General features: G+C 67.9%; 25 protein-coding genes and 1 pseudogene. 15 read left to right on the plus strand and 11 right to left on the minus strand.

Features of this window, described 5'->3' with window-relative positions:
* Window positions 1-114: 114 nt before the first annotated feature.
* The 9 genes and pseudogenes from TY25_RS40725 to TY25_RS24005 all read left to right on the plus strand — a co-directional run bounded on the left by TY25_RS40725 (window position 115) and on the right by TY25_RS24005 (window position 7,676).
* Window positions 115-720, plus strand: a complete 606-nt coding sequence (locus tag TY25_RS40725) for a PadR family transcriptional regulator (RefSeq protein ID WP_081869061.1) — start codon at window positions 115-117, stop codon at window positions 718-720.
* Window positions 720-2,492, plus strand: coding sequence for a sulfatase family protein (locus TY25_RS23970; RefSeq protein ID WP_042259398.1), 1,773 nt, complete (start codon window positions 720-722; stop codon window positions 2,490-2,492). The genes TY25_RS40725 and TY25_RS23970 overlap by 1 nt, the downstream gene beginning before the upstream one ends.
* Window positions 2,493-2,525: 33 nt before the next feature.
* Window positions 2,526-3,845 (plus strand): MFS transporter, encoded by a 1,320-nt coding sequence (locus tag TY25_RS41860; protein ID WP_052383157.1) that lies wholly within the window; start codon window positions 2,526-2,528, stop codon window positions 3,843-3,845.
* Window positions 3,842-4,729: pseudogene (locus TY25_RS23980) on the plus strand (formylglycine-generating enzyme family protein); the annotation flags it as partial. The gene TY25_RS41860 and the pseudogene TY25_RS23980, both read left to right, overlap by 4 nt.
* A 71-nt stretch (window positions 4,730-4,800) precedes the next feature.
* A complete protein-coding gene (locus tag TY25_RS23985) occupies window positions 4,801-5,223 on the plus strand; it encodes a MarR family winged helix-turn-helix transcriptional regulator (RefSeq protein ID WP_042259400.1) in 423 nt (140 codons plus the stop codon).
* 204 nt (window positions 5,224-5,427) lie between these two features.
* Window positions 5,428-6,075 carry a TMEM175 family protein gene (locus TY25_RS41865; RefSeq protein WP_042259402.1) on the plus strand — a complete coding sequence of 216 codons (648 nt, stop codon included), beginning with the start codon at window positions 5,428-5,430 and terminating at the stop codon, window positions 6,073-6,075.
* 2 nt (window positions 6,076-6,077) lie between these two features.
* Complete coding sequence (locus TY25_RS23995; RefSeq protein WP_042259506.1) at window positions 6,078-6,494, plus strand: MarR family winged helix-turn-helix transcriptional regulator; 417 nt, start codon at window positions 6,078-6,080, stop codon at window positions 6,492-6,494.
* 92 nt (window positions 6,495-6,586) lie between these two features.
* The gene (locus TY25_RS24000; protein ID WP_042259404.1) at window positions 6,587-6,862 is read left to right on the plus strand and encodes a GlsB/YeaQ/YmgE family stress response membrane protein; all 276 of its coding nucleotides are present in this window, start codon (window positions 6,587-6,589) and stop codon (window positions 6,860-6,862) included.
* Window positions 6,863-6,974: 112 nt separating this feature from the next.
* The gene (locus tag TY25_RS24005; protein WP_042259406.1) at window positions 6,975-7,676 is read left to right on the plus strand and encodes a DUF899 domain-containing protein; all 702 of its coding nucleotides are present in this window, start codon (window positions 6,975-6,977) and stop codon (window positions 7,674-7,676) included.
* Here TY25_RS24005 and TY25_RS24010 read toward each other — a convergent pair.
* From TY25_RS24010 to aztB, 4 genes are all read right to left on the minus strand, one after another.
* Window positions 7,605-8,651: an erythromycin esterase family protein gene (locus tag TY25_RS24010; RefSeq protein WP_042259408.1), complete on the minus strand. Its 1,047-nt coding sequence runs from the start codon at window positions 8,649-8,651 to the stop codon at window positions 7,605-7,607. The genes TY25_RS24005 and TY25_RS24010 overlap by 72 nt on opposite strands.
* A gap of 116 nt (window positions 8,652-8,767) precedes the next feature.
* Complete coding sequence (gene aztD, locus TY25_RS24015; RefSeq protein ID WP_042259411.1) at window positions 8,768-9,934, minus strand: zinc metallochaperone AztD; 1,167 nt, start codon at window positions 9,932-9,934, stop codon at window positions 8,768-8,770.
* A 27-nt stretch (window positions 9,935-9,961) separates the two neighbouring features.
* The gene (gene aztC / locus TY25_RS24020) at window positions 9,962-10,849 is read right to left on the minus strand and encodes a zinc ABC transporter substrate-binding protein AztC (RefSeq protein WP_226887395.1); all 888 of its coding nucleotides are present in this window, start codon (window positions 10,847-10,849) and stop codon (window positions 9,962-9,964) included.
* Window positions 10,850-10,881: 32 nt separating this feature from the next.
* A complete protein-coding gene (gene aztB / locus TY25_RS24025; RefSeq protein WP_042259414.1) occupies window positions 10,882-12,867 on the minus strand; it encodes a zinc ABC transporter permease AztB in 1,986 nt (661 codons plus the stop codon).
* Window positions 12,868-12,914: 47 nt separating this feature from the next.
* On the opposite strand from aztB, the gene aztA reads away from it, so the two are divergent.
* Window positions 12,915-13,580: a zinc ABC transporter ATP-binding protein AztA gene (aztA, locus tag TY25_RS24030; protein WP_042259416.1), complete on the plus strand. Its 666-nt coding sequence runs from the start codon at window positions 12,915-12,917 to the stop codon at window positions 13,578-13,580.
* A gap of 77 nt (window positions 13,581-13,657) precedes the next feature.
* On the opposite strand, the gene TY25_RS24035 is transcribed toward aztA, so the two are convergent.
* The gene (locus TY25_RS24035; RefSeq protein WP_042259417.1) at window positions 13,658-13,939 is read right to left on the minus strand and encodes a hypothetical protein; all 282 of its coding nucleotides are present in this window, start codon (window positions 13,937-13,939) and stop codon (window positions 13,658-13,660) included.
* A 127-nt stretch (window positions 13,940-14,066) separates the two neighbouring features.
* Here TY25_RS24035 and TY25_RS24040 point away from each other — a divergent pair, with 127 nt between their 5' ends.
* The 3 genes from TY25_RS24040 (at window position 14,067) to TY25_RS24050 (ending at window position 16,192) form a co-directional block, all read left to right on the plus strand.
* Complete coding sequence (locus TY25_RS24040; protein ID WP_146154005.1) at window positions 14,067-14,579, plus strand: CAP domain-containing protein; 513 nt, start codon at window positions 14,067-14,069, stop codon at window positions 14,577-14,579.
* A 150-nt stretch (window positions 14,580-14,729) separates the two neighbouring features.
* Window positions 14,730-15,023: a hypothetical protein gene (locus tag TY25_RS24045; RefSeq protein ID WP_042259419.1), complete on the plus strand. Its 294-nt coding sequence runs from the start codon at window positions 14,730-14,732 to the stop codon at window positions 15,021-15,023.
* The gene (locus TY25_RS24050) at window positions 15,020-16,192 is read left to right on the plus strand and encodes a JmjC domain-containing protein (RefSeq protein ID WP_042259421.1); all 1,173 of its coding nucleotides are present in this window, start codon (window positions 15,020-15,022) and stop codon (window positions 16,190-16,192) included. The genes TY25_RS24045 and TY25_RS24050 overlap by 4 nt, the downstream gene beginning before the upstream one ends.
* Before the next feature lie 54 nt (window positions 16,193-16,246).
* Here the strand turns inward: TY25_RS24050 and TY25_RS24055 are convergent, their stop codons facing one another.
* The 4 genes from TY25_RS24055 to TY25_RS24070 are packed head-to-tail and all read right to left on the minus strand — an operon-like array spanning window position 16,247 to window position 21,258.
* Window positions 16,247-17,569, minus strand: coding sequence for a UDP-glucose dehydrogenase family protein (locus TY25_RS24055; protein ID WP_081869062.1), 1,323 nt, complete (start codon window positions 17,567-17,569; stop codon window positions 16,247-16,249).
* Between the two features lie 35 nt (window positions 17,570-17,604).
* On the minus strand, window positions 17,605-18,786 hold the full coding sequence (locus tag TY25_RS24060) for a hypothetical protein (RefSeq protein ID WP_042259427.1): 1,182 nt from the start codon (window positions 18,784-18,786) through the stop codon (window positions 17,605-17,607).
* Between the two features lie 32 nt (window positions 18,787-18,818).
* Window positions 18,819-19,838, minus strand: coding sequence for a Gfo/Idh/MocA family oxidoreductase (locus TY25_RS24065; RefSeq protein ID WP_042259428.1), 1,020 nt, complete (start codon window positions 19,836-19,838; stop codon window positions 18,819-18,821).
* Window position 19,839: 1 nt separating this feature from the next.
* Entirely contained in the window at window positions 19,840-21,258 is a 1,419-nt protein-coding gene (locus TY25_RS24070) for an FAD-dependent oxidoreductase (RefSeq protein WP_081869063.1), read from the minus strand.
* Window positions 21,259-21,812: 554 nt separating this feature from the next.
* On the opposite strand from TY25_RS24070, the gene TY25_RS24075 reads away from it, so the two are divergent.
* Window positions 21,813-22,829 carry an RICIN domain-containing protein gene (locus TY25_RS24075; protein ID WP_226887396.1) on the plus strand — a complete coding sequence of 339 codons (1,017 nt, stop codon included), beginning with the start codon at window positions 21,813-21,815 and terminating at the stop codon, window positions 22,827-22,829.
* Between the two features lie 186 nt (window positions 22,830-23,015).
* Here TY25_RS24075 and TY25_RS24085 read toward each other — a convergent pair whose 3' ends face one another.
* Both TY25_RS24085 and TY25_RS24090 read right to left on the minus strand, forming a co-directional pair.
* Window positions 23,016-23,750, minus strand: a complete 735-nt coding sequence (locus TY25_RS24085) for an HD domain-containing protein (protein WP_052383159.1) — start codon at window positions 23,748-23,750, stop codon at window positions 23,016-23,018.
* 81 nt (window positions 23,751-23,831) lie between these two features.
* A complete protein-coding gene (locus tag TY25_RS24090) occupies window positions 23,832-24,773 on the minus strand; it encodes a GlxA family transcriptional regulator (RefSeq protein WP_042259518.1) in 942 nt (313 codons plus the stop codon).
* 103 nt (window positions 24,774-24,876) lie between these two features.
* Between TY25_RS24090 and TY25_RS24095 the strand changes: the two genes are divergently transcribed.
* The gene (locus tag TY25_RS24095; RefSeq protein WP_042259431.1) at window positions 24,877-26,025 is read left to right on the plus strand and encodes a threonine synthase; all 1,149 of its coding nucleotides are present in this window, start codon (window positions 24,877-24,879) and stop codon (window positions 26,023-26,025) included.
* Window positions 26,026-26,092: the final 67 nt, after the last annotated feature.

A 26,092-nucleotide genomic window follows, 5' to 3' on the forward strand; every position in this document is an offset into this window, starting at 1 on the left:
TCGCCGACACGCCCGAAATCGCCTTCACACCAACGCCTTCCGGTAGCGCACCCGCCGACGGCGCTATATGCTTTTGCACCTAGGTGCAAAAGCACCTAAGTCAGAGAGGGCGCGATGAAGCTCGAATTTCCGCTCCTGGGGCTGGTGGCAGCCCGGGCCATGAGTGGCTACGACATCAAGCGGTGGTGCGAGGTGGAAGGCAAGTTCGTCGGCCTGGACCGCCATGGCAGCCAGATCTACCGCGAACTGAACCGGATGCAGGCCGAAGGCTCGGTCGAGTCGCGGACCGATCCTCGCGACGGCGGACCGGACGCGAAGATCTACACCGTCACCGACGCCGGGATGCAACGGTTGCGGCACTGGGTGCGGTCCTCGTACGTGCCGCCGCGCCGATTCCAGGATCCGGAGTTCGCATTCCGGCTCCGCGTGGGCATGATGCTGCGCGAACCCGGCATTCTCGACCTCGTGCGCGAAGAACTGGCCGCGCGACGGGAACAGGTGCGGCTCAACCGAAACCGCCCGTACGACACCGAAACCGACGCCGACCGCGCCGAAATCGATGCCGAGGCACTCGATTTCATCGCCCATCAGATCCGGCACCAGGGCGAGCGGCAGATCGATGAGTGGATCGCGTGGCTCGAACAGTTGCAGGACCTGATGCAAGCCCGCGCCGACGCCGCGGCGACCGAGCGCTCCGGCCGGTCGAAGGCGAGCAGCTGATGCGCGCGGTCCTGATGTTGTTCGACAGTCTCAACCGCCGGCTCCTACCGCCCTACGGCGCAGACTGGGTACACGCCCCGAACTTCACCCGGCTGGCCGCGCACACCGTGCGGTTCGACCACTGCTACGGCGGCTCGATGCCGTGCATGCCCGCCCGCCGGGAAATGCACACCGGACGCCACAATTTCCTGCATCGATCCTGGGGCCCGCTGGAGCCCTTCGACGATTCCGTGCCCGAAATGCTTTCCGCCGCAGAGATATACCCGCACCTCGTGACCGACCATCCGCACTACTGGGAGGACGGCGGCGCGACCTACCACACCCGGTTCCGCACCTTCGAGTTCTTCCGCGGGCAAGAGGGCGACGCGTGGAAGGGCCAGGTCGCCGATCCACCGCAACCGCAGAGCCCGCGCCGGGTCCGCCACCAGCTGTGGCGCCAGGATCTGGTGAACCGGCAGTACCTGACCGAAGCCGCCGACCACCCACAGATCCGGACCGTGCACGCCGGCCTCGAGTTCCTCCGCGCCAATCACACCGAAGACGCGTGGTTCCTGCAGATCGAGTGCTTCGACCCGCACGAGCCGTACTTCTCCCACCGCGAACACCAGCGCCACTACCCTGCCCTGAACACCCCTGGCGATGCCCCGGCGTGGCCCGATTACAAACGGGCGACCGAAGATCCGGAAACCGTGCAGCGCGCGCGGGCGGAGTACGCGGCGCTGCTGACCATGTGCGACGCGTCGCTGGGCCGGGTCCTCGACCTCTTCGACGAGCTGAACCTGTGGGACGACACGCTGCTGATCGTGTGCACCGACCACGGGTTCCTGCTCGGTGAGCACGGCTGGTGGGGCAAGAACGTGCAGCCCTGGTACGACGAGAACATCCATACGCCGCTGTTCGTCTGGGATCCGGTGGCCCGTACGCAGGCGGGCACCTGCCCGGAACTGGTCCAGACGATCGACTTCGGTCCCACACTGCTGGACTTCTTCGGCCTAGAGCCGACCCCGGACATGCGCGGGCGGTCCCTGCTGCCGCTGCTGCGCGAACCGGTACCGGGCACCCATCGCGCCGGCGCGCTGTTCGGCATCTTCGGCGGACACGTCAACGTCACCGACGGGCGGTATGTGTACCTGCGCGCCCCGGCCGCACCGGGCAACGCGCCGCTTTTCGAGCACACCCTGATGCCAACGCACATGGCATCCCGTTTCACCCCGGCGGAATTGGCGAACGCACAGCTCGTCGACCCGCTCCCGTTCACCAAGAATGTCCCGGTGCTGCGGATGCCCGGCTTCGCCGTCGGCGATCCGTTCACCTTCGGTACGGCCCTGTTCGACCTGGAAAACGATCCGCACCAAGAGAATCCGCTGATCGATGACGAGCTCGAATTGCGCATGGTCACGCTCCTGCTGGAACTCATGCGGGCGAACGACGCGCCGGACTCCCAGTTCACCCGGCTCGGCCTGCCACTCGACGGGCCCGCCGATTCCCGGCATCTACTGGCCCGTGCGCAATTGCAGGCCTATCTGGAAGCCGTTGCCCCGCTACCGGTCCCGGCGGACTTTCCGACCGGACGCCCGGGCGTGAACACACCGATCACCGATCTGCTCGCCGCCGCGAGCACCCGCGCGATCGTCGAGGCCGCGCTCGGCCCGGCGGTCGCCGACATCGCCGCGCAGACCGGCTCGGCCACCCTGCTCGACCTGGCCGACTTCAGCCCGATGCTGACCAGGCGAATTCTCTTTCAGCTCGATCGGGCACTGGCCGCCGGCTGACCGGCCTTCGCTCCACTCCACAAGAGGCACACCATGACACACACCGTCGTTCCGGCGACCCCGGCACGTCCCGCTACGCACGTCCCGCACCGCTGGCGCAAACTCGCCCTGGTCGTCGCACCGCTCTGGGCCGACAACAACGAGTCCAGTGTGCTCAGCACCCTCGCTCCGGTCATCGTCACCGCGGTCGCCGCCCCCGCGGCGGCGGTCGGCTATCTGACCTCGATCGGGAAGTTCATCAGCGTCGTCTGCGGACCGCTGTGGGCGTGGGTGGCCCGCCGGACGAACCGCAAGATCGCCTTCGCGATCGCCTCCGGTCTGGCTGGAATCGCCACTGCCGCAACCGGACTCGCACAGAATTATGCGCAGCTGATCGTGCTGTACGGACTGTCGGCGGTATTCATCGCCGCCGCACTGCCGATTGCCAGCGAGATCACCGCCGACCTGTTCGACGACGAATCCCGCGGTCGCGCCAATGGTTACACCTGGGGCGTGATCTCGCTGCTCGGCTCGCTGCTCGGGCCGCTGATCGGGCAGTTGTCGCGGGTGCCCGAAGGCTGGCGCTACGGGTTCTTCGTCTGGGGCGCCATCACCGTGCTGACCGCCGTGCTGCTGGCCGTGTTCTTCACCGACCCAGCCGTGGGCGCGAGCGAAACCACCGCGCCACCCACCGACGACAACCAGATCACCTGGGCCAAAGTACGTTTGATGCTGCGGATTCCGACGTTCGTGCTCATGCTGATCCAACGGCTGATCTCGGGTCACCTGTTGATCGCGAGCTTCGGCATCGTCTTCCTCGTACACACCTACGGCTTCACCACCGCGGTCGCTTCGATCGTCACCCTCCCCTTCGGCATCGGCTATCTGTTCGGCACCTTCGGCGGCAGTCTGGCCATCGACTTCCTGCAGAACCGGCTGCCCCGGACCGGACGCATCATCGTCCTGCAGTTCGCCCAGCTCGGTTTCGGGGTCGTCGCCCTGGTCGGCACCCAGCACGACTGGGGCGGCATCGAGATCTTCGCCGGCTTCTGGGCCGTCCTGGGTTTCCTGCAGGGTCTCAACCCGGGGGTGAACCGGCCCATCGTGGCCGCGGTCGTGCCGCCCGAAATGCGCGGCGCCGCTTTCGCATTGCTGCTGTCGGTGTTCGAAGCCCTGGCCTACGCGCTGTTCAACCTCGCCGCCGGACTGCTCACCGACGTGATCGGCCTGCGCGGGGTAATGCTGTGGATCCCAGGCATTCTCATGCTCGTCAACGCCGCGTTCTGCACCCTGCTCTATCGCACCTATCCGCGTGACGTCGAACGGCAACGCGCCCTGCTGGCCGAACGGGCCCGGACCACGGCGGCCGGATGAGCCCCGCACGGCACCCGATCGAACAGGCCCACCTGCCCGGCGGGATCTTCGAGATGGGCGATCGGCACCACGACGGATTCCACGCCGACGGGGAGACGCCCGTGCACACGGTGGAACTCGCACCGTTCACGATCGACACGACCACCGTCACCAACGCCGCGTTCACGGCGTTCGTGGAGGAGACCGGATACATCAGTGCGGCAGAAATATTCGGCTCCTCCCCCGTGTTCCACCTCGTCGTGGCCGCCGACCCGGAGGATCTCCTCGGGAGTGACCCACGGGCACCGTGGTGGATCGATGTGCGGGGCGCCGATTGGCGACATCCGGAAGGGCGGCATTCGAGCATCGCGGACCGGGCCGAGCACCCGGTCGTGCAGGTGTCCTGGTTCGACGCCGTCGCCTACTGCGAGTGGGCCGGACGACGTCTCCCGACCGAGGCGGAGTGGGAATTCGCCGCACGCGGCGGCCTCACCGGGGCGCGCTATCCGTGGGGCGACGAAGCGCCGGGAGCCGGCGGGGAGTGGCGCGCGAATATCTGGCAAGGCAGGTTCCCGATCGACAACACGCAGGAGGACGGTTATCTGACGACCGCGCCGGTGCACTCGTACCGGCCCAACGGGTACGGGCTGTGGCAGATGGTAGGAAACGTCTGGGAGTGGTGCTCGGATCGGTTCTCCCCCAACACCTATGGGCACGATGCCGGAACGCGGCACGCGCGCGATCCGCAAGGCGCGCCCGCCGGACAGTCACGGGTACTGCGCGGCGGTTCGTACCTCTGCCACGACAGCTACTGTTCCAGATACCGCAATGCCGCCCGCTCCTCGAACGCCCCCGATGCCACCATGGGCAACGCGGGCTTTCGCACCGCAGGCGGGAGGCGAGCGCGCACGGCGAATGAACGCCCGAGAATTGTGACGTTAATATTAACCAGTAAAGATACTGGTAAACTCGCACCATGGACGATGGACTCGGCGATCTACTGCATCGCGTGGTGTTCCTGCTCGGCGAAGCCACGCGACGGCGGGTGGACAGTTCCGGCGGGTTGAGCTACAGCCAGATGCGGCTGCTCGGCACCCTCGAAGAGAACGAGCCGATGACCCAGCACCAACTGGCACAAGCGCTTTCGGTGTCCGACCCCGCGATCAGCCGGGCCCTGCGCCCGCTCGAGGCAGCCGGGCTGATCCGGATCATCCCCGACCCGGAACACGGACGACGACGACTGGTCAGCACCACCGAAGCGGGCCGCGACGCCTTCCACACGAGCGGTAAACCGCTCTACGACGAACTGCGCAACGGCCTGCTCGCGGCGGGCTTTCCCTATGAGCGCTATCTGCGCGACACGATCCGGCTGGCCGAAATCCTCGAGCGCGACCGTTAGCTTCCGGCGGCCGGCCGGGCGCGACACGTGACCGATGTCGGGCGGCGCGTCCTTTGCGCGCAGCTGCCGAACGCCAGGTCACCCGATTCGGTCGAAGCGACGAACGCCGCCGGCAGGTCGGCGATCCAAGTATTGCATTGTTAATATTAACCATGCAAGACTTGGACGCAGGCACGTAGGAGACCGGAATCGAAGGGCAGGAATATGGAGAAGCAGAGGGGCGCGGGTGTGCTCGAGCCGCAGTGGCCGCCGCATCGGATCGGCGCCTTCGTCGACGCCGTACTCGCCATCGCGATCACCCTCCTGGTGATCGAGCTGGAGCGGCCGAAGCACGATGATGTGGTCGATACCGCCGCGCTGGCCGCATTCCTCTGGCACGAGCGGTCCTCGTTCGTGGCGCTGCTGGTGGCGTTCTTCCTGCTGTGGTCGGTGTGGCGGCGGCACCATGTGCTGATCTATCAGGTGGCACGCGTGGATCGGTACACGCTGGCCGCGCACGCGCCGATGCTGCTGTTCGCGACGCTGCTGCCGTTCGTCACCGCGGTGTTCGGCGGCGCTTTGGGCAACCCGCTGGCCGTCTGCATGTTCGCGGGCGTGGCCGCGGCACTGTTCGCCAGCGAGGCGGTGGTCAAGGAGATCGCGGCCCGCAAAGCCGTTCTGGCCGAGCAGATCACCGCCGACGACCTCCGCGTGAACGCGAACGGGTCATACGCTGTGGCAACAATTTTCGCCGTCACCGCCGCGCTGGCCTGGCTCACCGCCGACGTGTGGGTGGTGTGGCTTTTCGCGCCGCTCGCCGCCACCTTCGGTGGCCGCGTCATCAGCCGGGTGCGCGGCCTGACCCGGTCGTGAACATGGACGACGGACTCGCAGACCTGCTGCACCGCGTCGCCTCCTTGGTCGACAAGGCGACACGACGGCGCATGGACGACTATGGGTTGAGTCACCGCCAGCTGCGGCTGCTCACGACGTTGCGGGACATCGAGCCGGTGACCCAGCATCGGCTCGCGCAAGCGCTGGCGGTGTCCGATCCCGCGATCAGCCGGGCGCTGCGCCCGCTGGCAGCGGCCGGGCTCGTGCGGGTCGCCATCGACCCCGCGCACAAACGACGACGCCTGGTCAGCACTACCGAAGCGGGCCGCGACAACGTCCACGCCACCCGCAACCCCTGTACCGCCGAACTGGACCCCGATTTTCCCTTCGAGAGCTATCTGCACGACACCGCCGCGCTGGCCGAATTCCTCGAACCGGCCCGTCGGCAAACCGACTGAAGATCGGTGGTTGACGACGAACATGCGGGGTATGTCCGACGACGAACGCGGCCCGCGCACCGGGGCCGCTGGACACGAAAGGGATGTTCGCAATGCTCGGACTCGGCATCATCGGTTGGATCATCATCGGCGGACTGGCGGGCTGGATCGCCAGCAAATTCATGAAAACCGACGCACAGCAGGGCATCCTGCTGAACATCGTGGTCGGCATCGTCGGTGGCCTGCTCGGCGGCTTCCTGCTCAAGCTGCTCGGGGTCGACGTCGAGGGCGGCGGCCTGTGGTTCAGCTTCTTCACCTGCCTCGGCGGCGCGGTGATCTTGCTGTTCCTGGTCGGGCTCGTCACCGGCCGCCGCGGCGCTATGCGCTGAGCACGCCGCAACACACACCGAGGGCAGCCACTTCATGTGCGCTGCCCTCGGCGCGTCCGGCATCCTATGCCTCAGAGCGATGAATTTCACAGCCGTCTCCGGTCTACACATCATGACTGAAAAGACCGCCACCGCCTTGCCTCCCGTCGTCGACCGGCAGACCTGGCAGGCCGCGCTCGATGACCTGCGAGCGCGGGAGAAGGCTGCCACTCGTGAACTCGACGCCATCGCCGCGCAGCGCCGCCGCCTACCGATGGTCGAACTCCCGGACTACACGCTGATCGGCCCGGACGGCCCGATCCGGCTGGTCGACGTGTTCGACGGGCGCTCCCAGCTGATCGTCTACCACCACATGTGGTCCGACGGCGCGGAATGGCAGTGCGGCGGCTGCACCGGGCTCACCTCGCAGTACGTCCGCCTGGATCTGCTGGACAACTACGACGCGCGCTTTGTCGTCGTCACCAACGGACCCATCGCAGAAGCGCTGGCTTACCGGGAGAAGGTCGGTAACCGGATGGACTGGTACTCCTCCTCGGAGAGCTCGTTCGGCGCCGACGTGGACGCACCGCCCGGCGGGGGCTTCGGGGTGAACGTCTTCCTGCGCGACGGCGACAAGGTCTTCCGCACCTGGCACACCAACGGCCGCGGCACCGAACAGCTCAGCTACACCTTCGCCCTGGTCGACATCCTGCCGTGGGGACGCCAGGAAGAATGGCAGGATTCCCCGGACGGCTGGCCCCAGTCACCCACCTACTCCAAGTGGCTCGACTCCCCCGACGTCGCCCGGCTCTACGGACCGAACCGAGACGCCTAGCGCGGCAACGCGGGATCGATCTGCTGGCAGTGGACGATCAGGTCGAACCACTGGATCGGGCTGCCACCGTCGACGAAGGAGCCGGTAAGCGACCTTGTCTCCGGTGAATTCGCGCCACCACCTGAGGTTTTCGGCCGCGCGGGCGTCCCGGTACACGAGCCCGTCGGCCGCCGGCAGACTGTAGTGCTCGTAGAACGAGACGATTTGCCGCGCGTGCTGCAGCGCCAATTCATGGGCCGCGTCCCCCGATTGGTGCGGTACGGCAGCGATGATGTGATGTACGCGACGAGCGTGCTCGAGATAGGGCGTTTTGTCCGGCACACCCTGATACCAGCCGATGTGGGCGTACACGTCGGTGGTGCTCGGCCGGATCGCTTGCAGGTGAACTCGGAGCTCGGCGAGCCGCTCCGGATCGGCAGCGGCAAGATAGGTCTCGACGCCGTCATAGGCCGCCGGCCCCGTCGCGAAGTACTCGACGCCGGTGAACCGCACCTTGTCGACGCGTCCGGTATTGAAATCACGCAACCACCGCAACAGGTATGCCACCTCCTGCGTCTGCCACTGGCCGCCCAGCTGACTCATGATCGTGTCCAGATCACCGTGGCCCGTGCGGAGGTATTCGTCGACCTGCAGTCCCGTGGTCCACTGCTCTTCGAAGGCGAGCGAACGGAATCCGAGCTGTTCGACCAGCACGCGCACCGTGCGGTGTTTGAGCCTGAGCTCCTGTGCCGCACCATGTATCGACTCCCCCAACCCCACTATCTGCGCGTCGCCGATCGACCGGCGCAGGTACCCCAGATCGTCACCGGGGCCCGCGGGATCCACGTGGTCGAGCGGGACCGCGTGCCGTCCGAGCCAACCGACGACGGACTGAGCTGGATCCGCGGCCGACGTAGGCGTTCCCGCCAGCACCAGAGTGCCGAGGACGAGGGCGAACAGCACCCACCGCCGGCGGCCGCGTTCGTGTCGATGCATCGCTTCTCGTTTCGCTGTGCATCCACGATCGCGGCCGCGGGCCGAATGCGCGTCACCCCGAAAGCGATTGTTCTCCTACGCCGCTCGACGTATCCGCACGCGGTGAGCTGTCGTTATCAGTGGCCGACGACGCCGCTCAGTTCATTCGGGGCGGCGGGCAACGTCACGGTGGCCGCCACCGCGCCGGTGGCGAGATCGACCCGATGGACCTGTTTGGTCGCGGGGTCCGACACGTAGGCCATGCCGTTGCGGGCGAACAGGGCGGGACGCGCCTCCTGCCACTTCAGCGGTTCCTGCCAGGGCGAAAGCACCGGGATCGACCGGGTGACGGTGCCCGCTACGGGATCGATGACGTGCAAGCGGCCGTCGGTGCCCAGAACCAGCGCCTCGCCGAGGGGTCCGCGAGCCAGGGACCGGAAGGTGTAGCTGGTGCCGAGGTCGACCAGCCGCAATGTGCCCGATACCGTATCGATGAGCGAAACCTGTTGCGGCCGCTCCAGTTCGGCGTCCTTGTCCTGTTTGTAGTCGGCGAGCACGATCGGCGAGAGATCGCTGCCCGCGGCATTGCCGATCCGGCCGTACGGGGTGGGGCCGGCGACCTTGGTGAAAGCGCCGTTGCGGAACACGAGAGCGCCTGTCTGGCAACCGATCACGACCGCCTCATCCTTGGCGGCCGCCTCACCGTGCACACCGGGGCAGTCCTCGTTGCGGGCGATTTCCTTGCGCTGCTTGTCCAATGCCACGGCACCGACCCGCTTCTCCTCGGTACCGAGGGTGACGATCAGATCCTTGTTCGCCAGTTCCACCGCCACCCCGTGATGCGGCGCGGCGGCGCGGTACCCCTCGGTGGCCGGCTTGCCGTCGCCGAGCGCGGCGGGGTCGAAGGTGGTGACCTCGCCGCTGCCGTCGGCGAACAGCACGGTGCGGCCCGCGTGCCGCACGACGTGTCCCGGCTTGGCTGCGGGGAACTCGGTCCCGGTGAACTCGGCGGTCACCGCGTCGAACACCCGGAATCCGTCCTTGACCGACACCAGCAGATGCCGGTTGTTCCCGGCCGGGTTGAGCCGGTTGAATCCCTCCAGGCGCGCCTCGCCGGTCTTCGCCAGCGTTGTCGCGTCCAGGACGTAAATGCCGCCATCGTAGGTGACCGCGATCGGCTCTGCGCCCGGAGCGGGCGCCGCGGTGTCCTTCGAATCATCTGTGCCGCAACCACTTACCGCGACGAGTGCGGCGACGATACCGGACAGGGCGACCGGCTTGGCGGTGCGTGACCATATATGCATTGCTACTCCGTGTTTCTCGTGAAAAGGTCAGGCTGTCGGCGCGGCGAGGCCGCGTACGATGGCCGCGGTGTTGGCGCGGGTCATCTCCAGGAAAGTGCCGGCGCCGCCGCCGGGTTCGGTCAGTGACTCGGTGTGCAGCGCGATGACCTGCACGTGCACACCGGCGTGCTCGGCGAGCACGCGGGCCAGCTTGTCCGGCTGCGACGAGTCGGCGAAGATCGCGCCGACGCCGGCGGTGCGGATGGCATCGGCCAGTGCGCTGAGATCCGCGGAACTCGGCGAGGCGAGGGTGGTCCCGGAGGGGATCACCGCGCCGACCACCTGGAAGCCGAAACGCTGTGCGAGATAACCGAAGACGTGATGGTTGGTGACCAGCTTGCGCCGTTCGGCTGGCAGGCCGGCGAACTGTTCGGTGACCCACTGATCGAGCTGGTCGAGTTCGGCGAGATAGCGATCGGTGTTCGCGCGGATCGCCGCCGCGTCCACCCCGCCGACGTGCGCGAGGACCGCCGCCGAAATCGCCGACACCGCCGCGCGCACCCGCTTGGGGTCGGTCCAGAAGTGCGGGTCGGGTCGGCCCGCGGATTCGTCGGAGGTGTAGCTGATCGGGTCGACGTGCTCGCCGACGGCCAGCGCCGGGACACCGGCGCTCTGTGCCGCCGCCACATGCCGCGCGACCCCTTCCTCGAGGCCGAGGCCGTTGTGCACGACCAGCGCGGCGCGATCCAGCTTCGCGGCCTGCTGCGCCGAGACCGCGAACGAGTGCGGGTCGGCATTCGGCGGCATCAGCACGGTCACTTCGGCGGCGTCTCCGGTAACGGCCCGGGCGAGGTCTCCCAAGATGTTGGTGGTTACCACGATCCCGGTACGGTCACCGCCGCCCCCGGCGCATGCGGCGACCAGCGGAAGGGCCATCGACAACGTAATGATAAGGCGTATAGAGGTTTTCATTCGCCTGTCGCCACCATGTGAGCCGGAGCCAGGCCGACGCCGAAAGTGCGGGCCAGGCGCAGATTGTCGTTGTAGGCGATCTCGAAGACCTGCCGCCGGGCCGCGTCGTTGAGGTAGGCCCGGTTGGTGTCGACCAGGATCACCGGGGCGGGGGCGTCCGGCGCAAGCGGCTCGAGCAACGCGACCCGGTTCGTCTCCCTGCCGGTTTCGGCATCGATACCGTGCAGCACACCGTCCGGGGTCAGCGCCAGGATCGCCGCGCCCTCCCCCGCCGTGTTCACGGCGACGACCGGGCCGATCGGTGCCAGCGTCCATCGCCGCTTGCGCACGTCGAGCAGCCAGAGACCCTGTTGTCCAGCGGGTGCCGTGAGCGTCGCGCTACCCGGACGATGGGTGAACACCGTGGCCCGCTCGGCGGCGTCCTGAGGGTAGCGGATCTTCTCGCCGACGAACTTGCCGTCTTGCCGCGACACGACGAGAGCACCGTCCGCACAACCGAATACGACGCCGCGGCGGGTCACCGACTGCCCGCGCGAGTCCGGGCACGGTTCGGCGATCGCACCGACCGCGGCGTTGTCGCGCGTGCGCACCTGCACCCCGGCGTCCGTGACGACCAGCAGGTGCTCGGCGTAGGGCAGCGCGGCGCCATCGGCGATCCGGACCCGCTCTACGATCGAGCCTTGATCGAGTGCGGCGCGGTCCAGCACCAACGTCGCACCACCGTCGAGCTGCAGCGCGGTCACCGCGGGGTCGCTGTGCGCGGCACTCACCCGCCCGTCGATCGTACCGACGTCGCGGATCGGAGCGCGGTAGTAGTGCACGTGGTCCCCGTGGTCGACCAGCCAACTGCCACCGTCCACGATGCGCGTCGAATTCGCCGCGCTCACATAGCCGTAGCGTCCGTCACCGGCGATAGCGCGCACGCCCTCGGCCTTACCCGCATCCACCACTTTCTCGGTGGTGAGATCAAGGACCTGAATCGCACCCGTGCTCCGGTCGGCGAGGACCAGCCGCGACTGCGGCTCGGCCGTCTCCTCGGCGCCGGCCACGTAACCGTGCGGCGTCTCGACCGCGGCCGGCGACTCCGTGGCCGTTCCGCACCCGGCGAGCGGGAGCACGGCCAACGCGCTCGCGGTCGCCGCGGCAGTGCGAACCCCTTTGCCACGCAACCGGTCACGCATCGACGCCGCCAGTGCGGACAGGAAGAACAGCCCCACCGCCACCGCGGCGATGGTGGCCCCGCCCGCCGTGCCCGCATGCCAGGAGATCAGCAGTCCCGTCACCGTGGCGAGGCCGCCGAGCACCGCGGCGAGCGCCATCACGGTCGGAATCCGGTCGGCCCAGTAGGTCGCGGCCGCCGGGGGCGCGATGAGCAGCCCGAAAACCAGCAAGGTGCCGACGATGTGGAACGACGCCACGATGGCCAGCGTCACCAAGCCCACCAATGTCACGTGTGCGAGCCGCGGCCGCAATCCGAGGGTGTGCGCGGTGCGCGCATCGAACGTCGACGCGACGAACGCGCGATGACCGAGCACGGCGAGCAGGCCCGCGAGCAGCAACGCCACCACGAGATACACCAGATCCGCTGTGCGCACGGCGAATACGTCGCCGAACAGGAAACCGGTCAGATCCGCCGCGAACGACCGCGACCGCGACACGATGACCACGCCCGCCGCGAGCATGCCGACGAACAGCAACCCGATGCCGGTATCCGCCGACAGCCGCCGATTACGGCCCAGCGCCGAGACGCCCAAAGCCATTGCGAGACAACTGATCGCCGCGCCGATCAGCAGATTGCCACCGACCAGCGACGCCACCGCGACCCCGGGCAGCATGCCGTGTGCCATCGCATCCCCCAGAAAGGCCATGCCGCGCACGACGACCCACGTGCCGGCCAGGGCGCAGATACCCGAGACGAGCAGGCCGCTCCAGAGCGCCCGTTGCACAAAAGCCACCTCGAACGGGGCGAACAGCCAATCCATGGGACATACAGTAGAATGAAAATGATTGTCATTACAAGTGAGGTGTGATGTCCCCTACCCCCGACCCCGTCGCGATCCGGCTGTCCGGGCTGTTCGCGGGCTACCGCGGCCGGGCCGTCCTGCACGACGTGACCGCCGAAATCCCCCGGGGCAAGGTCAGCGCCCTCGTCGGGCCGAACGGTTCCGGGAAGTCGACCCTGCTCGCGGTGCTCGCCGGGGTGCTCGCACCGACCGCGGGGACGGTCTCGCACACCTACCGGCACCGGCCCGCGTTCGTGGTGCAGCACACCAGCGTGCCGCCGACGCTGCCGATCACGGTGCGCCAGACGGTGGCCATGGGACGGTGGGCGCATCGCGGTCCGTGGCGGCGGTTGACCCGCGCCGATCGCGACCTCGTCGACACCTGCCTCGGCCGTCTCGACCTCACCGAACTGGCAGCCCGCAGACTGGACGACCTTTCCGGGGGTCAACGGCAGCGCGTGCTGCTCGCCCGCGCGCTCGCGCAGGAAGCCGAGGTGCTGCTGCTCGACGAGCCGGCCGCCGGCTTGGATTCGGCTACCCAGCAAGAGATCTCACGCATCCTGCGCGAGATCAGCGCCGACGGGGTGACCGTGCTGCAGGCCACCCACGACGCCGCGGAAGCCGCCCGTGCGGACCATCGCCTGCACCTGCGCGCAGGCGTCCTGGTGACCGAGGAGGCGCACACCCGATGAGCGCGACCACGCCTTCGCGGCCTCGCGCCAAGCGGCGCAGCGGGCTACGACGGCGGCGCCGGTAATCGCGGAACGGGTCAGCCGGTGGGCAACTCTCCCTGCGCCGTCAGAGCGGACAATACGGCCGGACGGACGTAGTCGCGGAGCGTGGCCAGTGCGCCCATACCCTCGAAATGTGCTGCAGCGACGGCGAAGTCGTCATCCAGCACGACTCCGGCCGCGTGCAGTTCCGCGGACAACAGTCCGAGGGTGCCGCTGATGGCGGGAGCAGGACGCCACGTGTCGTCGTCCCGGTCGGGCGGGGTGACACGGTATTCGATCTCCAGCCAAAGCCGCCGAGTACTCCTCTTCCCGCACACTCACCGGCGCAGCGTATCCGACACCTCCGGGCAACCGCTCGGGCGCAGCCGGTGCGGCACCACCCATCGCCGATTCGAGTAGTGCTCTACTCGCGTGACCTGCGACTATCCGGCGAATGATCGGGATATGAAGTATCGAATCATTACCGCGCTGGGGCTGGCCGCAGCCTCCAGCGTTGTGCTCACCGCTTGCCCGGGCACCTCAAGCGTGCCGGGCACGAACCTGCTCGATCTGATCAATCAGAAGCGGGCGGCGCACAGCTGCAACCCGGTGTCGGGTGACGACCAGCTGCGCGTCGCGGCCGAACGTCACGCTGTCGATATCCGGGAGCATCCGGACCATTACGGTCCGCCCGGCACCGACCCGCCGTTGAACGATATCCACACCGGCACCGACAATTCCGACGGCGGCGCACGCATCGCCGCGGCAGGATACGCACCGTTGATCCGCTGGGGCGAAATCATCTACTGGGCGGGCGGGCCGCCCGGGAACACCCCGCAGGCCACCATCGACTGGTGGATGCAGAGCGACGGCCATCGAGCGCAGATCGAAACCTGCGAATACACCCACGCCGGTATCGGACTGCTCTACCCCGGCGGCACCAAATGGATCGCGGTGGTGAACTTCGCCTCCCACTAGCGCCCCTCGAGCACACCATACCGACGCCGCAGTGTAGCGCGGCGCCGTTCCCGAGCACCCGGGAAACTTTCCCGAATCTTCCCGAATTACCTTGACACACTCAGGAAGTCGCGGCCGATAGCCTGCCCATAGCCGAGGAAAGGGAAGCTCATGGCCGTGATGGACAATCCGGAAGTCCCGCCCGCGATCCACGTGCGCGTGGAGCAGGAAGCGGAACGGAACTACTCGGCTCGCCCGATCGGCGAGGTGTCGGTGACGATATCCGCCGGGCTCGCCGACGATTTCCTCAACCGTCCCGCGGGACTGGTCAGCAGCGGTCCCGGGGCGGACGACGACGTGCCGGACGCGGTCGCCGACGCGGACTCGATCGCGTCCGCGGGGCTGGTCGACGAATTCGTCAACCGCCCGGCAGAACTCGTCAACGTGGCGCGGGACGAGGCATGACCGCCGCCCCGGCCGGGTTCGGCTTCGCCGACTGGTTCGCGCCGCTCACGCTGCCGGAGTTCAATCGCGACGTGCTCGGCCGCCGGACCCTGGTGACCCCGCCACGTCCCGAACTGGCCGAGCGGCTCAGCCAGGCACTCGATATTCGAACCGCCCAGGACCTTTTCGACAAGCGGGTCCGGCAGGTCTCGGCGTGGTTCCCGCGCCTCGACGGCGCGATCAGCTCGGCGATCATCCAGCCCGACACCGCCAAACGCTTCTACGACGCCGGAACGACCCTGTTCTATCAGGAGGTCGCCGAGTTCGACCCGTTCGCCCGCGAGGCGGCGGCCGCGTTCGGCGTCTCCGCCAAATCGGCGAAATGCCAACTGTTCTGCAACCGTCCCGGCGCGGTGACCGCCGTGCATTTCGATCCGATCGACGTGGTCACGGTGCAGCTGAGCGGCCGCAAGACGTGGCGCGTCGCACCGAACTCGTTCGCACCGGCGCCGTTGGAAGGCTGGTCGACGAAGGAGTCGGTGCCGCCGGTGCTGCGCCTCTACGCCGACGGACCGCGCCCCACCGCCATTCCCGACGACGCGACCGAGTTCGTCCTCGAACCCGGTGCGGTACTGCATGTTCCGCGCGGCTACTGGCACGAGACCGCCTCCGATCAGGATTCGATCTCCCTGCACATTCTCCTTATCCCACCGCTGCGTCTCGATTTCCTGCTCGCCGCGTTGCGCAACGAGCTGCTGCGCGACCCGTACTGGCGTGAATCGGCTTATGACTGCAGCGGATTCGACTGGCTGCACCCCGCGCGAGACGCCTTCGCGACCGCGGTCGGCCGGATCGATATCGCGGATCTCACCCGGGCCCCGCTGCCCGACCACCCCGTACAGCTCGGCACGACTTTTGTGCGGGCCGGTCAATCGTGCCTGAGTATCGAGTCGGCGGACGCGACGAGCGCGCGAATAGCCTTGACCGCCTTCGGCTTCAGCGAGACGACCACTTCGACGACCAGCGTCGACCGGCGACTGCTGCCGCCCTGCCGCTGGCTGAACACTCTCGAGACCGGCACCAGGGTCGACGTCGCCGACCTCGTCGCCGCCTTCCCCGAACTCGCCAAACCCGACGCCTGCGACCTGCTCGCCCTCTTCGAGCGAACGAGACTTCTCCGGCGATGCTGAAACGGCCGCACCACCGAGCACGGCCCGGAACCTGAGCTCCGGGCCGTGTTCGGGTCAGCCGGCCAGCCCCAGATCGGTCAGCTTCGGACCGGCTCGGCCGACTCGGTCACAGGACAGGCCAGCCAGGTGCAGGGCGATGGGGTCCAGGTGATTTCGGGCGTCGATCACCGCACGACCGCTGAGCAGGCCCGCCATCCGCTTCCAGTCCAGGTCGCGGAATTCGGGCCACTCGGTGAGCAGCATGATCGCCGCCGAGCCGTGTGCCACGTGGTAGGCGGTGTCCATGACCCGCAGGCGATCCGGCATGGCGGGCACCGCGGCGTGGACGCTGGGATCGTAGGCACGCACGTCCGCGCCTTCGGCGAGCAGCCGCTGCGCGATCGCCAGCGCCGGCGAGTCCCGCAGGTCGTCGGTGCCGGCCTTGAACGTCAAGCCCAGCAAGCCGATTCGTACCCCGGCCAAGTTGCCGCCGACCGCTTGGCGCACCTTGTCCACCACCAGGTCGCGCTGTCTGGCGTTGGTGTCGATGGCCGCCCGCAGCAGCGGGAAGTCGCAGCCGGCCGTTTCCGCCGAACGCAACAGCGCGTGTGTGTCCTTGGGCAGACATGATCCGCCCCACCCTGGCCCGGGACGGAGGAACTCCTTGCCGATTCGCTGGTCATATCCCATGCCCGCGGTCACGTCGCTGATATCCGCGCCGAGACACTCGCACAACTCCGCGATGGCGTTCACGTAGGACAGCCGAGTGGCCAGATAGCAGTTGGCCGCGTACTTGATCAGTTCCGCGCTCGCCGCCCCGGTCAGCAGCACGGGCGCGTCGAGCGGGCCGTACAGCGCGGCGACCCGTTCGGCCGCTGCGGGATCGTTCGAGCCGACCACGATCCGGTCGGGGCTCAGGAAGTCCCGGATCGCGGACCCTTCCCGCAGGAACTCCGGGTTGGAGACGACCGCGATGTCGTCTCGGCCGATCACCCCGCCCAGGCGCACCGCGGTGCCGACTGGCACGGTCGATTTGTTCACGACGACGCAGCCGGGCCGCAGCAGGTCGCGCACCTCCGCGATGACGAACTCCAACGTCCGCAGGTCCGCCGCGCCGTCGGCGCCCATCGGGGTCGGGACGCACAGGATGACGAACTCGGCCGCGGCCACCGCCGCGCTCGCGCCGAGCACGAAACTCAGTCGCCCCGAGGCCAATCCGTCCACGACGAGTTCACACATCCCCGGCTCCGCGATGGTCGACGCACCGCCGGACAGGGTTTCGATCTTCGCCGGGTCGACATCGGCGCACACCACGCGATGGCCCAGCGAGGCCAAGCACACCGCCGTCGTCAGTCCGACGTAGCCGGCACCGACGACCGCGATATCAGTTTTGCACACAGCATTCATCTCCTTGATCGTGCGAACGGGCGATATCAGAGCGGGATCGCCCGAATGCCCTTGAACGGAGCGTCTTTTCCGAGATAGTCGACGGTCTCGAACAAGCCGACCGCATCCATCGGGAAGCGGGCACCCGCCTCGGCGGCGAATATGCAGGGCTGGATCGTCTTCCGTTCCGAAGCGCCGGAGCCGCCGCTCTTGCGAATGTGCTTGTGCGTGTGGATCAGAATCGGCATGAATCCGCCGCCGAGGAACGAACCGCTCTGCAGGATCGCGCCACCGACGCAGTCGATCACCAAACCCTTGCCGAGGATGGCATCGCGGCCCTGGTAGTAGTAGGACGGCGTGGCGAGCGTGCCGTGCTCGACGTGGAAGACGCCGGCGGAGAGCCCGATGATCGAACGGCCGCTGATCCGCAGCACGGACTTGTAGAAGTCGACCAGGATCGGTCGCACCTGCGCGTCCGGCAGCTTGAATTCGGGACACAGCAACACGATTCGCATGAGTTCCGCGAGCGTGATCCCGGCGCCGTCCGGGCCGGGGAACTCCTGATCCCACGGCACCAGGTAGTCCGACGGCGCGATCATGCTCGTTCCGGCGTCCTCGACGATCAGCCGCTCCGCGTCGGTGCTCGGGGGCGCGACCGGTGTGCCCTGGGCGAGAATGCGCCCGGCGAGCAGGTACCTGCTCTCCAGCGTTTTCGCGGTGCTGGCGGTGATCAGCAGATCGATCCGCTCCGCCGCGGTCTCCGGGATATCGAAGAGGTGATCGATGCCGTCGGTGGGCACGTTGATCTTCGCTTCGAGGCTGCGCGCGGGCAGCGGCTGATAGGAGGCCACCACCTCCTCTAGCGCACCGGCGTACTCCCCCGGGCCGAGCCGCCGCAGTTCCTCCGCCGCGAGTGCGCGGTAGTCGTAGGGAATCGCGGTCGAGGTGGACAGCACGACCCCGGCCACCAAGGCGCGGTGCCGGTCGTCGTCCAGCGATTCCGCGGCCAGTTCCAGCGAGAGGTACGCCGATCGTTCGCCCGGCTGGTGGACCCAGCTCACGACGAACGGGTTCTCGAAGCGGCACACCTGCGAAAACAGGTGGTACGCGGCGTCTTCGGACTTGATCCAGGTGGCGACCCGGGTCCGGGCCGATTCCGCGTCGGTGACTTCGGCCAGCATGTCGGGGGCCACGCGCAGGAGCTTCGAAACTTCCTCGATGGTGTGCATTTCGGTGCCTCTTTCCGATCGTGCGATATTTCTCAGATATTGATGGAGCGGCTGGCCAGACCCGCCATGAACCGATGCTCCGGAAGTCGCATCGGCGGCACGGGTTCGGTAGTGCCGCAGAGTAGATCCAGCTGAATGAGCAATGCCTCCTTGAAATGGTTTCCGGAGATCGTGAATTGCTGCCGCACCGCGGCATCACGGACATAGACGGCGTGCTGGTTCTTGTAATCGAGGGCCACGCCGTAATGCGGCTCGAACACCAGCGTCACGTGCCTGCCGGACGCGAGTTCCACATCGGCGAAGCGGTACCGCATCTCGGCGCCGTAGGGGATCACCGAATGCCGCAGGCAATCCCGCGCGAGATCGCCGGGGAAGGCGAACCCCGCCAGCTCGGCGAACCCGATATCGCCGCGGGACGAGGCGTAGAGCTCGATCTCCGGTAGTTCCATTGCCATGGTGCGCACCCGCATTTCGGGCGTGATCGACAGCGGAGTCGTGCGCAGATAGGTCCGATACCGCTCGCGCGGCAGGATCGACCGCAGAATGCTCAGCATGTGGAAGAACTCGTAACCGGCCTCGCCGTAACGGGTATCTACGAATCTGCCGTTCGCGACGTCGAGTTCCCGGTTCTTGGTGAACTCGATCGTTATTTTCCTGAGCGGATCCGTTCGGCCGCATTGCCGCACCGATTCGGCGAATTGCCGCACCGCCGCGCTGTAGGCGTAGACATCGTTGACGACGATCCGTGCCTGCGGATGGTGGCGGAGCAGCCGCGCGAGTTCGGGTAACTCGGCGGGATAGCACGCCGGCTTCTCGAGCAGGATGCGCGCATCCGGACGAGCCCGCAGCAGCTCGGCGACCACGGGCAGATGCGTGGCCGTCGGCGTCGCGACGACCCAGGCCGCCACCTGCGCCGGGTCGGGTACCAGTGCGATTCGCGGGAAATCCGCACCCGGTCGCCGATCGACGGTGACCACCTCGTGGCCGGCCTCTTCGAAGTACATGGCGTGCCGCGCGCCGATCATGCCGCGGCCGATGACAACGATGCGCATGTCAGACCGCCCCGGCACGCCGTGCGTATTCGGCCGCGTGCGTGCCCGCCGCTCGGCCGAGCACCGCGCCTGCCATCAATCCGGTGCCCGCCGGATACCCCTGATCGTAGAGTCCTCCGACGATCACACCCGCGGCATAGAGTCCGTCGATCGGCTCGCCGCCGCCGCGCACCTCGGCGTGCTCGGTCACCGAGAGTCCGCCGTAGGTGAACGTCAGCCCGGCGACCACCGGAGCGAAAAGGTACGGCGGCGTGTCGATATGGGTGACCGCGTGCTTGTCGCCGTTCAGCCGCGCCACCTCGGCACACAATTGGCCGGCATCAATGCCGAGCTGACGAGCACCGTCCTCGAGGGAGGGGGCGATGATCGACGCCGGATCGCTGAAATAGCTGTCGGGCAGGCCCCCGGCGTTGATCACTTTGCTGTCGAAGATCTGGAACGCGATCTTGCCGGGCTGTTCCATGATCTTCTGCCCGAGCGTGACGTAGGCGAGATTGCTGTACTCGGCGCATTCGTCGAAGAATCGGCGGCCGGACCGGTTGACGACGATGCCGCGGGGAAAGGCGTACCGGGTCAGCTCGTGCGATCTGGACATCTGGCCGGGCAACATATAGCTGGGCAATCCGGTCCCCTGCGGGGTGGTGTGGCACTTTCGCCAGTTGCCCGCCGTATCCGCGCCCAGTGCGATGGCCGCCGCCAAGGGCAGCCCGTCGTTGAACGGCACGCCGCGTAATTTCACCTCGCGCCAGGGACTGCCCAGGTGGTGCCCGCGCATCTGCGCGTTGCCTTCGAATCCGCCGGACGCGAGGATCAGTGCGTCGCAGACGAGCGGGAATGCCGATCCCGACCCCAGCACCCGGTACTTTCCGCCGGCCGCCGGCTCGATGCCGGTTACCGGATGCTCGTAATAGACGACGCCGCCGAGGCGTTCGTACTGATCGAAGTTGCGGTCCTGCAGGCCCTGCCCGCCGCCGTCGAACACCACCGGCACGTCGCCGGGCAACGGATTCTTTCGCGGCACCCACCGCTGGCCGAGGCCGTGCATCCAGGTGATCGCGCTGTTCGAGCGATGGATGATCGACTCGATGAGCGCGGCGTCGACCTGGCTGCCGGAGACCCGGAGCCAGTCGTCGAGGTAGTCGTCCTCGGTGTACTCCCGCCGTCCCGCGAGCAACGTATCGACGCGGCGGTCGTCCGGTTCGTCGAGCAACGCGGCAATGTAAGACCGCTCGTGCCAAGGGAACCGCACGCTTTTCGTCAAGGCGCTGTTGCCACCGCGCAGGTCCTTCGGCGCGGCTTCGAGGACGACCACGGACTCCGCGCCGGCTTGCCGCGCCGCGATTCCCGCGCACAGACCCGCATGGCCGGCGCCGACGACAACGACCTGCCATTCGTGATGAATACTTGCTCGGGCATTCATGCAGAACCCTCCTATGTCGAATCCCCCTGGGCAGCAGGCTGCCGACGATGAATACGAATCCCCCGTGTGGGTAAACCCCGTCCGACAGCACGGTGCGTGTCCGGTCCGTGATCGCAAACTGGTCGTTCTAGTCTTGCCTCGACTGTGTAGTCCGCCAAGGGTTTTCGCTGTTCAGGCCGCGTTCGGGACACACAGGACCCGTTCGCGAACACACTCGAACGGGTACCGATCGCCCCGGCCGCGGCGGCTGCCAGCGGTGACGCGCCGCACCGGCACAGCGATCCGCGGACTGTGCGAAGCAGTGCGCGAACGAGCGTTCAACCGGCGCTGCACATTCCCCACACATCAGGTGCGCAAGGCGCGCGCCACCCGGCGCCACGTTCGCCGGAGCCGGGAAGCGACCCGGAAGAACAAGCCGTGCAGCGCATTTGCGACAGCGCCCGGAGCGACTACATGGGAGTTCGCCGCAATCCGTTGCGCTCCAACCGGTTCGACCCCTTAGGGGGTGTTCATCTGGGGGATACCGTTTCGCAACTTCTGCCATGCTGGAAGCTATGGAGCGAGCGGAGGAGGGTGGGGCCGCCCCATCGCCTGGTGACCTACCCGAGCCGGGCGGGGCCGGTTCTCCTGTCGAATTCATCGCCGTGCTGCGGCTGCTGAAAACGTGGTCCGGGCTGGCTTACCGGCAGTTGGAGGGGAAAGCCGCGGCCTCCGGTGACGTGTTGCCGTCCAGCACGATCGCGACCACACTCGGGCGCGACACCCTGCCCAGGGAGCGATTCGTCAGCGCGTTCACCCGCGCCTGCGGCCTCGACGACACCCAGGTGCAGAAGTGGCTCGAGGTGCGCCGGTCCCTCGCCATGCGTGATCAGGCGCCGGTCCGGACCGTCGTCGAGAGGGTGCCCGCCGACGAGCCGGAACCAGCGGTCGAGACGACGAAACCGGCACGGCGAAAACGTCTTTCGCGCTGGCTACAGCCGGTCGGCTTTGCCGTCGCCGCGGCGATCGGCATCGTGGGGACGCTGGCCGTGCAGGGCTGGGTGCTGCACACCCACGACGAAACGCTGCCGACGGCGAGCCGGCCGCTGCCCGGGTTGGCGCTCGCGGACGTGGGCAGCTGGGTGCGTATCCAACCGGCCCGCACGCCGGAACTGTGCCTGTCCGAAGGACGCGACCGCACCCAGCGCTACCCCACCGCCATCGCGGCCCAGCGCGTCTGCACGCCGGCGTCACCGCGGGTCTACCTCGATCCGATCGACGAGGGCACGGTCCAGATCCAATGGCACCACTCGAAATACGGCATCGGCTGCCTCACCGTCCTGGCCGGCGGGCCGGGCGACAACTTGCTCGAACCCAGGGACGACTGCGCCGACGACAATCCCGCCCAGCAGTTCCGCATCGAGCCGACGGGCCCGGCCTCGGCCGCCCGCTTCCGCATCCGCACCACCGCCACGAACCACTGCCTGGCCCTGCGCGATCAAGACACCACCGACGGCGCCGAAATAGTCCAGGGCCGCTGCTCCGGCGCCCGCGACCAAGAATTCCTGATCCACCTCATCCCACCCGCGTGAACCAAGCGAGCGCGGGTCAGTTCTCGACGGTTCGGTTGCCGAGGAGGCGGCCCCGCAGTTCCGTGGACCATTGCACGTATTCGACGGTTGCGCCGTCCACATGGCGTAGATATACGAACCGGCCGGTTTTCTCCTTACCGCTCCGGCGCACCGGCCCGCCACATCCTGACCCGGATCCTCCGGCGATCAGTCGCCCCACTCGCTCATCGACATGAAATCGTCCCAGGTCGGCCGCGGGATGTCCGGGCGGCGCAGCCGCAGGAGCTCCCCGGCCAGGCTGCCCGGCGGCGCCTTCTGCGGATTCGCGACACCCTGGGCGCAGATCGCGTCGGTGAGCACACGGGTACCGCCGAGTCGCGGGTACGCCGCATGCACCAGGTCGGCGTAACCGGGCGGCAGAGCGGCGGGCGAACCGCCGACATCCAACCCGATGCCGTCCACCGCGATCCAGGTCTCCGCCGGCCTGCGCCTGCGGTAGACGGGCGAGGCGCTGAACCCGACGGTATGCGCGGCGATGGCGTCCCAGATCACGTCCGCTCGGGCGTCGCTCATGCCGTGCTGTTCCAGGAACCACACCGCGTCGTCCGCGCCGTCGATCTCGAATCGCTGGTCCCCTCCGGCGTTTTCGGCGAGCCCCAGGTCGTGCAGCGCACAGATCAGATACATCGCCTCCTCGTCGTAGTCCTCCCCCGGTCGCAACCCCTCCGCGTGTGCCATGGCTCGGCCGAACAGGAACCCACGCACACTGTGGTTGCGCAACGCCGGGGAGAGGACTCGATCGATCAGCGCGGTCGCCTCGCCCGCCAGTGGCGTCGAGGGCAGAGTCAGCGAATACGGCTGCGCCGCAGCGGTTGCGGCCAGTGCGAGCGCGGCGGTGCCCGCGACACCGGCGGTGAGCGCGGTACGGCGTGATATGGACATGACAGAACTCCTCGGGGGTGCGGGGCACATCTGTGCGCCGATAACGTGGCGCACAGCGACATTCGGCGTGAACGAAGCCGTTCAGGGCATGGCGCGGAATCGTCCTCGGTACTCGCTCGGCGCGGTGCCGAGTTCCTCGGCGAAGGTGCGGCGCATGGTCTCCTCCGACCCGAATCCGCTACGCCGGGCGACGGTGGCGATCGGCTCATCGGTCGATTCGAGTAACGAGCGGGCGGTGTCGAGCCGTACCTGTTTGACGTATTGCGCCGGGGTGACGCCTATTTCCTGCCGGAAGAGCCTGCCCAGGTGCCGCTCGCTCAGCGCGGCGCGACGCGCCAACGTGGCGAGTCCGTGTTCGGCGGAAGGGTTTTCGACAACGGCATGCATGACCTCGCGCAGGGCGGCGGTACGCGGGAGCCCGAGGCTGGAGCGCATGCTGAACTGCGCCTGGCCGCCAGGGCGGCGGAGATAGACCACCAGGTGTTTGGCGAGCGCGCGCGCCCGCTCGACACCGTGGTCCTCTTCCACCAGCGCCAAGGCGAGGTCGATACCGGCCGTGACTCCCGCCGAGGTGAGGACCCGCCCGTCGCGGACGTAGATGGCGTCGGGATCGACCCGCACCCGCGGAAACCGTTGCGCCAGTTGCGCACAGGCCAGCCAGTGGGTCGTCGCACGGCGTCCGTCGAGCAATCCCGCGGCGGCGAGCACCAGGGCTCCGGTACACACCGAGGCGACTCGGCGGGCGCCGCGCGCGGCGTCGCGCACCGCGTCGGCGAGCACGGGCCCGGTGCCGTCCTCCGGCGCGTAACCGGGTACCAGCAGCGTGTCGATCCGGTCGGCGAATTCGCCGAGGGCACCCGAAACCGAGAGCGGCACACCGACATCGCTGCACACGTCGCGGCCGTCGGGTGAGGCGAACCGGACGTCGTGCCCGGCCCAGTGCAGCACCTGAACGGGGCCCGCGACATCCAGCAGCAGCACGCCGTCCGTCACCGCCACCACCACATCGGCTTTCGAGGTCATGGTTTCAGTCTCGAACAGCGTCACGATGTCCACAAGGACACGTACCCCACAGATCCGGACACCTACGCGGCGAACCGGGTCTGCCGAGCGCTAGAAAGGACAGGTGAATCCTTCTGCCGAACCGTTCCTCTACGACCGTTCGGGTCGCCGCTACGAGATCTCGAGCCCGCGCTGGCGCGGTGACGACGGCACTCCCCTGGCCGTCAGCCCCATGCCGGGTATCGCCCCTGAGCAGATCGTGACGGCTGAGCGCTCGCTGTGGCGGTATCAGGCGGTGATCCCGGTTCCGGCGCGGCATCGGATCAGCCTCGGGGAGGGTGCGACGCCGATGGTGCCGCTCGACTGGGAGGGCCGGCGGGTGCACTTCAAACTCGAATGGTTCAATCCCACTTCGAGTTTCAAGGACCGGGGAGTCGCGGTGATGATGTCGCATCTGGCCGGTCAGGGCGTCACGAAAGTCCTCGAGGACAGTTCCGGCAACGGCGGTTCCGCAGTCGCCGCCTACTGCGCGGTCGCCGGACTCGACGCCAAGATCCTCGTGCCCGAGCTGACCTCGGCCGCGAAGATACTGCAGGCCAAGGCCTATGGCGCCGAGATCGAACTCGTGGCGGGCACCCGCGACGAGGTGGCGGCCGCGGCGATCCGCCAGTCCGCGCAGCGCACCTACGCCAGCCACAACTGGCATCCGTTCTTCCTGCAGGGCACCAAGACCGTCGCCTACGAGATGTGGGAGGACCTCGGGTTCCGCGCACCGGACAATGTCGTGCTCGTCGCCGGCGCCGGCAGCAACGTGCTCGGCTGCGATATCGCGTTCGGCGAATTGCTCGCGGCGGGGCGGATCGCACGCCTGCCGCGACTGCTGATCGGCCAGCCCGAACACTGGGCCACCATCGCCGACACCTGCAACGGTCTCGACCCGGCCGACCGTGGACCGCGCGAACCCACGATCGCCGAGGGCGCCGCCATCGCCGACCCGGTCCGGTTGCCCGAGGCAGTCGCGGCGATCCGCCGGTCCGGCGGCGCCGCCCACGCCGTTCCCGATTCGGCGATCCGGGCCGCGGTGCGCAAGCTCGCGGCACGTGGGCTCTACGCCGAACCCACCAGCTGCGTCGCCGTCGCCGCGCTGGATCACTTTCTCGCCGCAGGCCTCATCGCCGCCGACGAGACCACCGTCGTCGTGCTCACCGGCTCCGGGCTCAAATCATCGGAGCAGATGGCCCGCGTCTTCGACCGGTCACCGGCGGTCGAGTGATGTGCCGATACCCGGCTGATCCTCCGGACTGGCGGCAGAATGTCCCCTGGGGCCGGTTCTAGACGAG

The organism is Nocardia brasiliensis NBRC 14402, from assembly GCF_000308475.2.
Lineage (GTDB): Bacteria > Actinomycetota > Actinomycetes > Mycobacteriales > Mycobacteriaceae > Nocardia > Nocardia brasiliensis.